This window comes from Vibrio sp. A11 (genome assembly GCF_013048705.1).
Taxonomy (GTDB): domain Bacteria; phylum Pseudomonadota; class Gammaproteobacteria; order Enterobacterales; family Vibrionaceae; genus Vibrio; species Vibrio metschnikovii.
The window spans coordinates 136,522-149,584 of sequence record NZ_VHSI01000004.1 but is presented as its reverse complement, the minus strand read 5'-3'; the positions used below and the strand labels follow the sequence as shown (position 1 = coordinate 149,584).

At 44.5% G+C, this 13,063-nt stretch carries 12 protein-coding genes; 9 read left to right on the top strand and 3 right to left on the bottom strand.

Annotated features, from left to right (window positions below):
• Positions 1–79: 79 nt before the first annotated feature.
• On the bottom strand, positions 80–2,083 hold the full coding sequence (locus FKQ60_RS06205) for an NADPH-dependent 2,4-dienoyl-CoA reductase (protein WP_170906193.1): 2,004 nt from the start codon (positions 2,081–2,083) through the stop codon (positions 80–82).
• Between the two features lie 182 nt (positions 2,084–2,265).
• On the opposite strand from FKQ60_RS06205, the gene sppA reads away from it, so the two are divergent.
• The gene (sppA, locus tag FKQ60_RS06200; protein ID WP_170906192.1) at positions 2,266–4,116 is read left to right on the top strand and encodes a signal peptide peptidase SppA; all 1,851 of its coding nucleotides are present in this window, start codon (positions 2,266–2,268) and stop codon (positions 4,114–4,116) included.
• 162 nt (positions 4,117–4,278) lie between these two features.
• A complete protein-coding gene (gene ansA / locus FKQ60_RS06195) occupies positions 4,279–5,292 on the top strand; it encodes an asparaginase (protein ID WP_154170562.1) in 1,014 nt (337 codons plus the stop codon).
• Between the two features lie 101 nt (positions 5,293–5,393).
• On the opposite strand, the gene FKQ60_RS06190 is transcribed toward ansA, so the two are convergent.
• Positions 5,394–5,678, bottom strand: coding sequence for a YeaC family protein (locus tag FKQ60_RS06190; RefSeq protein ID WP_004394858.1), 285 nt, complete (start codon positions 5,676–5,678; stop codon positions 5,394–5,396).
• A 117-nt stretch (positions 5,679–5,795) separates the two neighbouring features.
• Between FKQ60_RS06190 and FKQ60_RS06185 the strand changes: the two genes are divergently transcribed.
• A complete protein-coding gene (locus FKQ60_RS06185) occupies positions 5,796–6,620 on the top strand; it encodes a DUF2989 domain-containing protein (RefSeq protein ID WP_161439002.1) in 825 nt (274 codons plus the stop codon).
• A gap of 40 nt (positions 6,621–6,660) precedes the next feature.
• Here the strand turns inward: FKQ60_RS06185 and msrB are convergent, their stop codons facing one another.
• Positions 6,661–7,077 (bottom strand): peptide-methionine (R)-S-oxide reductase MsrB, encoded by a 417-nt coding sequence (msrB, locus tag FKQ60_RS06180; protein ID WP_154170560.1) that lies wholly within the window; start codon positions 7,075–7,077, stop codon positions 6,661–6,663.
• Positions 7,078–7,410: 333 nt separating this feature from the next.
• On the opposite strand from msrB, the gene gap reads away from it, so the two are divergent.
• The 6 genes from gap (at position 7,411) to FKQ60_RS06150 (ending at position 12,699) form a co-directional block, all read left to right on the top strand.
• On the top strand, positions 7,411–8,406 hold the full coding sequence (gene gap / locus FKQ60_RS06175) for a type I glyceraldehyde-3-phosphate dehydrogenase (RefSeq protein WP_154170558.1): 996 nt from the start codon (positions 7,411–7,413) through the stop codon (positions 8,404–8,406).
• Between the two features lie 161 nt (positions 8,407–8,567).
• Positions 8,568–9,449 carry a D-hexose-6-phosphate mutarotase gene (locus tag FKQ60_RS06170; RefSeq protein ID WP_004394855.1) on the top strand — a complete coding sequence of 294 codons (882 nt, stop codon included), beginning with the start codon at positions 8,568–8,570 and terminating at the stop codon, positions 9,447–9,449.
• An 85-nt stretch (positions 9,450–9,534) separates the two neighbouring features.
• Positions 9,535–10,353 carry a 23S rRNA (guanine(745)-N(1))-methyltransferase gene (gene rlmA, locus FKQ60_RS06165; protein ID WP_154170554.1) on the top strand — a complete coding sequence of 273 codons (819 nt, stop codon included), beginning with the start codon at positions 9,535–9,537 and terminating at the stop codon, positions 10,351–10,353.
• Positions 10,354–10,426: 73 nt separating this feature from the next.
• Entirely contained in the window at positions 10,427–11,350 is a 924-nt protein-coding gene (locus FKQ60_RS06160; RefSeq protein ID WP_170904332.1) for a ChaN family lipoprotein, read from the top strand.
• A 263-nt stretch (positions 11,351–11,613) separates the two neighbouring features.
• Positions 11,614–11,976 carry a hypothetical protein gene (locus FKQ60_RS06155; RefSeq protein WP_154170550.1) on the top strand — a complete coding sequence of 121 codons (363 nt, stop codon included), beginning with the start codon at positions 11,614–11,616 and terminating at the stop codon, positions 11,974–11,976.
• A gap of 201 nt (positions 11,977–12,177) precedes the next feature.
• Positions 12,178–12,699 carry a DUF2058 domain-containing protein gene (locus tag FKQ60_RS06150; RefSeq protein ID WP_158138733.1) on the top strand — a complete coding sequence of 174 codons (522 nt, stop codon included), beginning with the start codon at positions 12,178–12,180 and terminating at the stop codon, positions 12,697–12,699.
• Positions 12,700–13,063 lie beyond the last annotated feature (364 nt).

Below are 13,063 nucleotides of genomic sequence, written 5' to 3'. Positions count from 1 at the left end.
CACTGCTGGATTTCAATCGATACAGTAAGGGGCCTTATCAGCCCCTTATGTTTTCATATTTAAGTTATTGACAGTTCGCTTACAATTTCACTGCCAATTCAACGCCTTGGCGAATCGCACGTACCGCGTCAAGCTCTCCAGCGACATCGGCTCCGCCAATCACATGCAGTTTCTCACCCAAGCTTGCCCACTGTTCGGCAAAAGGCCGAACCGACTCTTGCCCAGCGCACACAATAACGGTGTCCGCGTCTAACAGTTTTTGTTGCCCATCCAGCGTGATGTGTAGCCCCTGTGCGTCTATTTTCTCGTAGCCAATACCACCTAACATATTGACACCACGTTTCTCTAGCGTACGTTTGTGGATCCAACCTGTTGTTTTACCTGGGCCTTTACCCACGCGTCCTTTACGGCGCTGCAACAGCCAAACTTGCTTATCACTAACCGCATCTGGGTATGGGTATAACCCGCCTGGGTGGGCAATCTCTTTATCAATTCCCCACTCATGTAACCAGTCATCTAAATCGTGATCCGTAGGCTCGGTTATCATTGTCGCTACATCAATACCAATACCACCAGCACCAATAATCGCCACTTTTTCTCCGACTGGAGTCTTTTCGCGAATCAAGGTTTGGTAATCAATGACTTTTTCAGGATGATCAATGCCCTCTAATTGAATACTTCTAGGCTCAACGCCCGAAGCCATCACGATATCATCGTAATCAGCGAGCATATCAAAGGTTACATTGCGATCTAAATGCAATTTCACCCCAGTTTCATCAATACGATTGGCAAAATAACGAATCGTCTCGCGAAACTCCTCTTTGCCTGGAATTTGCATCGCGAGCCTAAATTGCCCACCAATCCTATCGTTACGCTCAAAGAGATCGACCTCATGTCCCCGCTCGGCCAATGTCGTTGCACAAGCAAGGCCCGCGGGGCCTGCACCAACTACTGCAACTTTTCTCTTATGAGTTGCCGGTTGGATGCGAATTTCGGTTTCATAACAAGCGCGAGGGTTCACCATACAAGTGGCTCGCTTGGCTTGAAAAATATTATCTAAACAGGCTTGGTTACAACCAATACAGGTATTGATCAGTGCCGCTTTATTTTGCTCAGCTTTACGCACAAAATCAGGGTCAGCCAAGAAAGGACGCGCCATTGACACCATATCGGCTTGGCCACTAGCCAGAATTTTTTCGGCTTGTTCGGGCGTATTGATCCGGTTACATGTCACCACAGGCACCGTAAGATGCGATTTGATTTTTTCCGTCACCCAACTGAACGCCGCACGGGGTACTTGCGTAGCAATAGTCGGGATCCGCGCTTCATGCCAACCAATTCCGGTATTAATGATGGTCACTCCCGCTTTTTCTAATCCCTTAGCGAGCTGTAAGACCTCTTCAAAGGTACTGCCTTCTTCAACCAAATCGAGCATCGATAGACGGAAAATAATGATGAATTCTTTACCGACCGCTTCGCGTATCGCACGTACGACTTCAAGAGGAAAACGCATGCGATTTTCATAGCTACCGCCCCAATCATCGTAACGAACGTTCGTTCGTTTACAAATAAACTGGTTAATGAGGTAGCCTTCAGATCCCATGATTTCAACACCATCGTAACCCGCTAACTGAGCTAACTCAGCACTATGAGCAAAGGCTTGAATAGTATTACGTATCTGTCTAACACTCATTTCACTTGGGGTAAATTTCGCAATCGGCGCTTTAATCGCCGAGGCACTTTGTGCGAACGGATGCATCGCATAGCGTCCAGCATGCAGTAGCTGCAGCGCAATCTTGCCACCATGGCGATGCACCGCTTCAGTCACCACTTGGTGCGCTTTGGCATGCTTAGTCTTGCTAAACTCAGCACTAAATGGATGCAGTCGACCACGTAAGTTTGGCGAAAAACCGCCGGTGACGATTAAGCCAACGCCACCTTTCGCTCGCTCTTCATAAAAAGCAGCCAACTTACTTAGCCCTTCTTTATGTTCTTCAAGTCCAGTATGCATTGATCCCATTAATACGCGATTACGCAGTTGAGTAAATCCTAAATCTAAAGGCTGTAATAGGTGTGGGTACATGGTGACATCACTTTTTGTTATCTTTATGGTCCGACCAGAATAATCCTGCCAATAATAAAAATCAAACAAGTGTTTACAAGTTTGTAACACTGATCAATCTTGCAGTTGTTTGCCTTTCTGAGATCACGTAGGATGATAGGAATAATTATCGACACGCCGTCCTGCATTGCATCGGAGATACAATGAAACCACTATTTCGATTTATTGGGCTGATTTTTAAAGGGATTTGGAAAGTTATTACGTTTATTCGTCTCGCCATAACCAACCTTTTCTTTCTACTCAGTATTGCCGTTATCTATTTTCTCTATCTAAGTGCTGATTCATCCGCTCCAGTAGTCAAAAAACCGTCTGCCTTAGTCGTCAATCTATCTGGCCCAATTGTCGAGCAAAGCACCTCCCTGAACCCAATGGATTCTTTAACAGACTCTCTCTTCGGACGAGAAATACCTCGAGAAAATGTCCTATTTGAGATTGTTGAAACACTGCGTCATGCTAAAAACGACGACAACATCACTGGCTTAGTCTTAGCGTTACGTGACATGCCAGAGACCAATCTCACTAAGCTGCGTTATATTGCGAAAGCCATTAATGAATTTAAAGCTTCTGGTAAACCGGTTTATGCCGTGGGTGATTTTTATAATCAAAGCCAATACTATTTAGCCAGCTACGCCGACAAAATTTATCTTGCTCCCGATGGCGCTGTGCTGCTTCGCGGTTACAGTAGCTATAACCTCTACTACAAAAGTTTGTTAGACAAATTAAATGTTAATACGCACGTATTTCGAGTCGGTACTTACAAATCGGCCGTTGAGCCTTTCATTCGTGATGATATGTCAGAACAAGCTCGTGAATCTGCCTCTCAATGGTTGAGTCAATTGTGGGGCGCTTATATCGATGATGTTGCGACCAATCGCCATATTGACGCTCAAACCCTAAATCCGACGATGGACGAGTTTTTAGTGCTCATGAAACAGGCGTCAGGAAATCTTGCCGAACTATCGCTCAATATTGGTTTAGTGGATGAATTAGCAACCCGTCAACAAGTTCGCGCGCAATTGGCCGAAGTCTTTGGTCGTCATGGCGAAGACAGCTATAACGCGATCAGTTACGATCAATATCGTCCAACAGTGCAACCACGAACTCGACCTCAAGCAAAAGAGATCGCCGTTGTCGTCGCCAGTGGCGCGATCATGGATGGTAAACAATCACGCGGTAATGTTGGTGGGGATACCGTGGCCAGCTTACTGCGCCAAGCGCGCAATAATGATCAAGTCAAAGCGGTGATATTACGTGTTGATAGCCCTGGAGGCAGCGCGTTTGCCTCAGAAGTGATCCGTAACGAAATTGAAGCGCTTAAAGCCGCAGGTAAACCCGTCGTGGCATCAATGTCCAGTCTGGCGGCTTCTGGTGGTTATTGGATTTCGATGAGCGCTGACCATATTGTTGCTCAGCCAACCACCTTAACCGGCTCAATCGGCATTTTTAGTGTCATTACCACCTTTGAAAAAGGGCTTAACCATCTTGGTATTTATACTGATGGTGTTGGTACATCACCATTCTCTGGTGTAGGGGTAACGACTGGATTGAATGAAAAAGTCAAAGACGCTATTCAAATGGGCATCGAAAACGGCTATCAACGGTTTATCTCTTTAGTCAGTGAACAACGTGGCTTATCACTAGAAGAGGTCGATAAGATAGCTCAAGGCCACGTCTGGACGGCAAAAGACGCTCAACAAGCAGGTTTAGTCGATACCTTGGGTGACTTTGATGATGCGGTGCAAATTGCGGCGAATCTCGCCCAATTAGAACACTACAACTTATATTGGATACAAGAGCCACTCACTCCAGCACAACGTTTTATCAAAGGTCTGTTTAGCGAAGCGCATGCTCAGCTAGGGGTTAATCTTTCCGGTCTCATTCCAAATGCGTTACAACCAACCACTCAGCAACTATTGCAAGATGCTAATTTATTAAATCAATTTAATGATCCTAAAGGATATTATGCATTTTGTTTGCCTTGCCAAATAGAATAACTAGCACCTGTAAACGCGAAAGAGAACAGGAGTTAACCGCCTCTTTCTTGCGCAAAAACATCAAACCATAAAATAAGGGGCGCTTTGCAACAAGCGCCCCTTTTTATTGTAGTGGTTTTCGCTATAATTTTGGCTCTGTTCCCTACAATAAGCGTTGCCTCTATGACTAGAAAGCATATTTATATTGCCTACACAGGCGGTACCATTGGTATGAAAAAGTCGGATCACGGCTATGTTCCCGTGGCTGGATTTATGGAAAAGCAGTTGGCTGCCATGCCAGAGTTCCATCGTGATGAGATGCCAAAGTTCACCATTCATGAATATGATCCTCTGATTGATTCTTCCGATATGACTCCTGAAGATTGGCAATTTATTGCCGATGATATTCGTGATAATTATGACAACTATGATGGCTTTGTGATTTTGCATGGTACGGATACCATGGCTTATACCGCATCAGCACTGTCATTTATGTTAGAGAACTTAGGCAAACCAGTGATCGTTACTGGTTCACAAATCCCTCTTGCCGAACTGCGCTCTGATGGGCAAGCCAACTTACTCAATTCGCTGCATCTTGCGGCCAATTATCCGATTAATGAAGTCACCCTATTTTTCAACAATCAGTTGATGCGTGGCAACCGAAGTACCAAATCGCATGCCGATGGTTTTAGCGCCTTTACGTCCCCCAATTTACCTCCCCTACTGGAAGCTGGAATCAACATTCAAATTAGTAAAGAAGTGACAGTGGGGGCAAAACCGGAAGGCGCATTTCGTGTACATAACATTACACCGCAACCAATCGGTGTGATCACTATGTATCCGGGCATTTCACACGAAGTGATCCGCAATACGTTACTGCAACCTGTCAATGCAATGATTCTTTTGACCTTTGGCGTCGGTAATGCACCACAAAATCCACAGTTATTGGCGCACTTAAAAGAGGCCTCTGAACGCGGCGTGATTGTTGTCAACTTAACCCAGTGTTTGGCCGGAAAGGTGAACATGGGAGGATATGCGACAGGCTGTGCGCTCGCCGAGGCAGGAGTGATCAGCGGTTATGATATGACGCCAGAGGCCGCTCTAGCCAAACTGCATTATCTACTCAGTCAAAATTTATCTTATCAAGAAATTAAGCACAAAATGCAACAGGTGCTCCGTGGAGAGATGAGTTTATAAACTGATTTTATACTCTATCATTATGAGCAGGCAGTGACCTCCGAACAGGAGGTCACTGCTATGTCCGCAACGAGCAAGGGAACAAACAATAAAGACCGTTTTTATTCTTGGTTTGGATTGACGCGAACAATATCTTCTTGCCCATCTTGGAAACGTTTTTTCAATTCTCGTTTCGATTTTAAGACCATTTCACCACCAACGCCTATACTCATATGGTCAGCTTCTACATTATGCCGAGATTGATACAACATCACAGCTTGCATACAAGAATCTCGCTGCGATTGAGAAAGTGGTGTACCTTCTGGCCACTTACCGGTTTCAACGGCAAACAGCAGACGCTGGTAGGCTTCCGGGGTGATAGCATCAACTAACTGATGGGTATCCATTATTTTATCCTTGATGACGAAATGACTGAGCATAACTAGCACCACAACAATAGCGACCTAGCGTAGCGAGTCAACACCAGCCAAATAAATAAGCGTATTGGATCACAAGTGATGATAATGAATGGGATAAAAATTAGCATACTACTTTTGATGACCGTGTTATTGAGCGGTTGCCTAGAGAATCGCAATAATACCGATAAACTGTGTAACGATAACCCAGGCCTACAGTGTGAAAAACTCAATTTAAACGATGGTCAATGTCGCTTACCGCGGACTGATTTAATCTGGCACCGTTTTGAGGTACTCAAGAACCCGACCGTCGATAATAAGTTAGAAGAGTATCGACTCGTTCGGCTCTATCGCCAATGTTTAGAGTTAGCCTCACAAATTCAAGTCCTTAATGACCCACTACTAACACAAAATCGCTTCAATGCTTTGGTACATTCAGGGGAAGAACTCGATAGATTAACCAAAGATCTTCGACAGATGCGCACCCCCCATGCATTGTATTTTTTATGGAGTCAAACGGGTGATAATATTGCTCGCAGAGAATTTCTTCGTATGGAAGGCTCACCAGAATTAGACACGGCCGAGATGCAATACGCGCTTGCAACCTTCTATATTTCGCGCGATCGAGAAAAAACCATTCAACTGCTGACTCGAGCTTTAGAGCTCAGTTCACCAAGAGCGATCAACACTGAGATTTTTCAGTCACTGGCTAGTACCCATCAGGCGCTTGGCCATCAAGAACTGGCCTACTTATGGGCAATGGTAGGTAAGCAATTTGATGTCCCCGTCGCCTCTCCTGCCGAAATGGCGCTGCTTTATCCCTTTAATGCAGAACAATTTCGACAATTAGATAATCAAGCCAATCAGTTGGCACGGACGATTCGCCGGGGTGAGTTCTCTCGTCATAGCGTCCCAGTTTTTAATGAACGCTAACATTGTAATATTTCAACCATCGATGACGAATTTTTACCCATTATTGCGGCTTTTTGGTGAAATTTAACGACACAGAATTAACGCAGAAGCGCTCCCCCGTCGTCGGTGGACCATCGGGAAAAACATGCCCTAAATGACTATCACATTGCGCACAACGAATTTCAGTGCGCGTCATTCCGTGACTGCGATCCTCTAAATAGCGAATTGATTCTGTGGTTAAAGGCGCATCAAAGCTAGGCCAGCCGCAACCTGAATCATACTTGTTCTGAGAACTAAATAGTGCTGCTTCACAGCACGTGCAGTGATAAATTCCCGTTTGTTTGTTATGCAGTAACTGACCACTGAAAGGCGCCTCGGTTCCCTGCTGACGACAGACATAATAGGCCTCTTCACTTAGGGTTTCACGCCAGTAATCATCAGGCTTGATGTTTTTTTTGCTGGAATCATTGATCGCCATTCTTATTCCTCTTGGTTTCACTCAACGCTGTGCTTTTTTATCTGAAAAACTTGCCTATTTTACGCTTTGTAGCACATACTTTCTTTCCGAAATTCGAGTGGTATTTCACCTATAACACCCGAAGCTAGACTGACTATTCTACGTCAATTGGTAGGGATAAAAAGCAGCATCAAGTCTAAATATTAACCACTTGCAACTGATTGTTAAAAAAAACGATGCTTTTTTTTGACTTTAAACAAGTTAAGTCCGATTATCTGTTGCAGACATTTACTGGATTCTGTAATTTTACTACCAGTTATCTTTAATCAGAAATTAAGTTGTGGAGCAACTATAATGACTATCAAAGTAGGTATTAACGGTTTTGGCCGTATCGGCCGTTTTGTATTCCGTGCAGCACAAGAACGCAACGACATCGAAGTTGTAGGTATCAACGATCTTATCGACGTTGAATACATGGCTTACATGTTGAAATATGACTCAACTCATGGCCGTTTCAACGGTACAGTTGAAGTAAAAGATGGCAACCTAATCGTTAACGGTAAAACCGTTCGCGTTACTGCTGAACGCAACCCAGAAGATCTAAAATGGGACGCAATCGGTGTTGACGTTGTTGCAGAAGCCACTGGTCTATTCCTAGACGACGCGACTGCACGTAAGCACATCACTGCTGGTGCGAAGAAAGTAGTTCTAACTGGTCCTTCAAAAGACAAAACCCCAATGTTTGTAATGGGCGTTAACCATAGCAGCTACGCTGGTCAAGACATCGTTTCTAACGCTTCTTGTACGACTAACTGTCTAGCGCCTATCGCTAAAGTACTGAACGACAAGTTTGGTATCGTGTCTGGTCTAATGACAACTGTTCACGCGACTACAGCGACTCAAAAAACCGTTGATGGTCCTTCTGCAAAAGACTGGCGCGGTGGCCGTGGTGCTTCTCAAAACATCATCCCATCTTCAACTGGTGCCGCTAAAGCAGTAGGCGTTGTTCTTCCAGAACTAAACGGCAAACTAACTGGTATGGCTTTCCGCGTACCAACCGCTAACGTTTCTGTTGTTGACCTAACCGTTAACCTAGAGAAAGGCGCTTCTTACGCTGAAATCTGTTCAGCAATGAAAGAAGCTTCTGAAGGCGAACTAAAAGGCGTACTAGGCTACACTGAAGATGCTGTTGTATCTCAAGACTTCATCGGTGAAGTACAAACGTCTGTATTCGATGCTAAAGCTGGTATCGCTCTTACTGATAACTTCGTTAAAGTTGTATCTTGGTACGACAACGAAATCGGTTACTCAAACAAAGTTCTAGACCTAATCGCTCACATTTCTAAGTAATGTCGTGATTAGCGAAGTCATTCGTTGAGCAACAAAATTAGCTAAAAGGCGGCCACAGTGTCGCCTTTTTCGTCTTTTCTATTCACGAGATCTTGTTCGCCCTTTACCATCGATATTAAGTGCTGAATGTCTTAATATCCAAACATCAGGAGCTTATCTTTATGGATTTACTACCACTTCCTAGCCTAACGGTACTTTCTGACTGCGTCACGATTGTTGAACAGGATAATGTAAAAATCGTCCGCGTTATTCATGATAAAGCGGTAGCCGGTATTGCGCTGCACGGTGGTCATGTCGTGTCTTTTCGACCTACCGGTCAAGATGACCTACTCTGGATGAGCAAAAAAGCAATTTTTGATGGCAAAACGGCACTACGTGGCGGAATACCCATTTGCTGGCCGTGGTTTGGCCGCTTAGCGACTCCAGCTCATGGCTTTGCTCGCTCAAGTCAATGGCAACTCATCGAACATAGGGAAAACGAGCAAGGGGTGATCGTCGTCCTTGGTCTCGACAGTAACCAGCAAACTCGCTCAGTATGGCCGCATGAATTCCAACTTCGTCTGTCTATCGAAATCTCTGATAGCTTAACCGTGCGTTTAACCATTACGAATACCGACCAAAAGGCATGGGCCTTTTCAGGGGCTCTGCACAGTTACTTAAATGTGGCTGATGTACGGGAGACAACCATTACCGGAATGGGCAGTGATTATATTGATAGTCTGCAAAACGATCAGTGGTGCCAAGGAGAGGAAACACTAACCCTGCGCGACAGCATTGACCGGGTTTATACGAAGCCGCAATCTCACATTCAAGTGCAGGATCATCAACGTCAGCGTACTCTAGTGGTAGACAATCAAGGGCATAACTCTGCTGTGCTTTGGAATCCTTGGGCACAAGGAGCTCAATCGATGGGAGATATGCAAGACGATGGTTATCTGACCATGCTTTGTGTCGAATCAACTTGGCATGCACCGAGTCTTACTGCAGGTAAGGTCTTACAACCGGGTGAAACTCACTGTCTAAGTACACGGATTACCGCTTAATCTTGATTAGGGCGATAGTAACGCCCTTTTTATTTCGAATAAATATCGCTAAACTTGCCGACTTGATTTTCTCTTCGAGAGCGTTATGACTTATCAATGCCCCTTGTGCCACCACTCGCTAACTCTTCATCAACGCAGCTATCACTGTGCGAATCATCATCAGTTTGATCAAGCTAAAGAAGGCTATGTCAATTTGATGCCAGTGCAGCATAAACGATCCAAAGATCCTGGTGACAACAAAGCAATGATGCAGGCAAGACGACGCTTTCTCGATGGAGCTCATTATCACCCAATGCGCAGCGCAGTGAGCACTCTGTGCACTCGTTACTTAGTCAATACCAACCACCAATTACTCGATATTGGCTGTGGTGAAGGTTATTACACCCAATATATTGCTAGTGCGTTACTTGAACAACATCCACAAGCCAATGCCTATGGCCTAGATATCTCAAAAACAGCGATTCGTTTTGCTGCTAAACGTTACCCACAAGTGGACTTTGTTGTCGCCTCCAGCCATCGCTTACCGTTTGCCGATCAATCCTTAAATGCTATCGTGCGTATCTACGCGCCTTGTAAAACACAAGAGCTGCAGCGCGTTCTTGACGATAATGGCGTAGTCATAACCGTCACCCCTGCTGCTCGCCACCTTTATCAGCTCAAAGCGTTGATCTATCCGCAAGTGCAACTGCATGATGAAACAGCAGAAATCATCGATGGTTTTGAGTTAAAACATCAACAGCAATTGCACTATACTATGCCCCTTTCTGGGCCAGAGGCGTTTGATCTGCTACAAATGACGCCTTTTGCTTGGCGTGCGAGTGACCAACTACGCCACGATCTGCCATTAACGCCCCAGTTTGAATGTGAGGCTGATTTTATGATTCGAGTTTATCAAAAGGTTTAATTGATAATAATTATCACTACATTGATAATTAACTTAGCCTCCAGTAGACTGCTGACTCATTATTGGAGGCTTTATGCGTATTTTTATCACCCTTGCACTATCGATATGGCTCATCGGCTGTAGCGCTTCGAACTCTCGTCAAATCAGTGACTTTTACGACTATCAACTGGCTTCGCCTCAAGGGGAGTGGCTAGCATTGTCCAATCTTTCCGATGCGGTGAAACAAGCAGACGTGATCTTAGTCGGAGAATGGCATACCCACAGTGCTATCCATAAGTTTCAAGCCGATTTACTACGGTCTTTGATTGAGCACCACCACCCCATCGTCCTTTCTATGGAGCAATTTTCTCGAGATAGCCAACCTTATCTGGATCAATATTTACAAGGCGAGATTGGTGAACAATACCTTATCGAGCAAAGTAACGCTTGGCCAAACTATGCCAGTGATTATCGTCCACTTGTTGAATTAGCGAAACATCATCAAAGACCCATTATTGCCGCCAATGCGCCAAAAAATATGGTTCGTTGTATTGGTCAACAAGGCATTGAATATTTAGATAAGCTACCTACAGAACAACGTCATTGGGTCGCAAAAGAGATTAACCTCAGTGACTCCCCTTACAAAGCTCATTTTATGGCCTCAATGCATCATGGTACACCGACCCAACATGAACAACAATTTGCCGCCCAAATGACTTGGGATGAGACCATGGCGGAAAGTATTGTCGATTATCTTGCCGCTCACCCACAACAACAAGTGCTACACATTGCCGGCGCTTTCCATATTCAGCAAGGATTAGGTACTGCGGCGGCGATTCATCAACGTAACCCTAATTTAAGCATCGCGATCATCACCCCAACCAGTCAACTTACTGAACAATCAAGCGATTTTCAGTTACTCGTCCTACCCATGCCGATTCGTTATCTACAACCGGCTCACCAATGGCAAGCGATTGAAAGACTCAAAAATCGCAACACAGATCTCAGTTGTGATTAAAATATCGACCAATTAATTTAACAGGCATACTGTTTGCTTATTAATCAACATTCGCCAAGTGTGCAAAAAACGCACAAGTTTTTTTGCGCTTGGCCGATATGGATATTATCGACACGATTTCACGCTATCGACAGCGTGCCATGGTACATAAGTAGCACTTGCTTATGTACCATAAACTAAAGGTTAACGTCGTAAGGACACAAGTTAACCGATATAAAATCGGAGATCGACAAACTGCGTTGCTGTTGATTAAGGAGAATAGAATGAATCCTGTTACCTCTGGTGCTCCACAGACCTATTCCGCCAACGGGACGGCTTCCTCTGTCATGCCAATCACTACCGATAATGCTCATGATCTTCCAGCCAAAGCAGAACCGAATAAAGTCACCCTATCCGAAGAAGGCAAAGCGCTGCTTGCGGCTTTGCAACAGTTCAATGACTCGGAGCATCAAGAGCAACAACCTGAGACACAACCCAAATCGGGTACAGCAAAAGCCTTTACTTATGGTGCGCTAGGAATGGGACATCCTGATCAAACCACAGAACCAACGAATAAAGCCTATACAGCGGGAAAATACCTTTCTGCAGCAGCAAAAATTGGTGGCCTTGTACTTCTACTCGCTTGAATAGATTTGTGGCTTTATTTGCTCAACACGAGTCGGTACACTTAGCCGTTATTGATTAATAGTAACGAATTGAACGCCTCAGCTATCGCAAATAACCAGCGCTCGTTAAGAAAAGCCTCATCGGCTTAAAGTGCATAATGTAGTACTGAACTGCCGCCTTCAATTCGTATCGAAACACTACCTGATTGTATTGGACTAACCATGACACGACTATCTCTACAAGAGCAAATGCTCAAAGCGGGCCTTGTGAATGAAAAAAAACTTAAAAAAGCCCAAAAAAGTTCGAAGAAATCACGCGTACAAGCGCGAGAAGTAAAAGCCGCCGTTGAGGCAAATAAACAAGAGCAAATAGAACGTGATAAGGCGTTAAATAAACAGCAAAAAGAACAATTGCTGACCAAAGAAATTCGCGCTCAAGTGAAACAGTTAATTGAAATGAATAAATTGCCGCACAATAACGGCGATATTCAATATCACTTTACCGATGGAACCTTAGTCAAAAAACTCTACGTTGATAACCAGACTCGCGATCAACTCAGTAAAGGTCATCTCGCGATTGCTCGTTATGAAGAGAGCTACGCCATCATTCCTAATATCGTCGCTGAGAAAATTTGGCAACGTGATGAGAACAGTATTATTCCTCTACCAGAAGAAGATAAACAAGCCCATGATGAAGAAGATCCTTACGCCGATTTTGTCGTCCCTGATGATTTAATGTGGTAGAGCCGCAGAATAGACCCACTTATCGCCACCGTTCTTCGACTTTTAGCGATTACAATCACTCTCGATAATTAATCTATGAGGGTCAATCAAACCTATTGCAGAAAGGCTGCAATAGGGGCAGAATTTGGATAAAAAAAAGGGGCTCCGAGGAGCCCTGAATCGAAAAAAGTGATAGCAAAGGGGGAAAGGACTTTTGAGCTACAGGTGCGCTATAAGCTCTTTGGGTCTGAACCATTGCTGCCATTCAAACGCTGTAGTTCCCAACTCTACAGGTTTGAACTTTCACTTGACGCAGTACAACCCTTACAATACCGCGTATGACTTACATCCTGTATGTTATGTTGATCCGTCGACAAAAATGTAC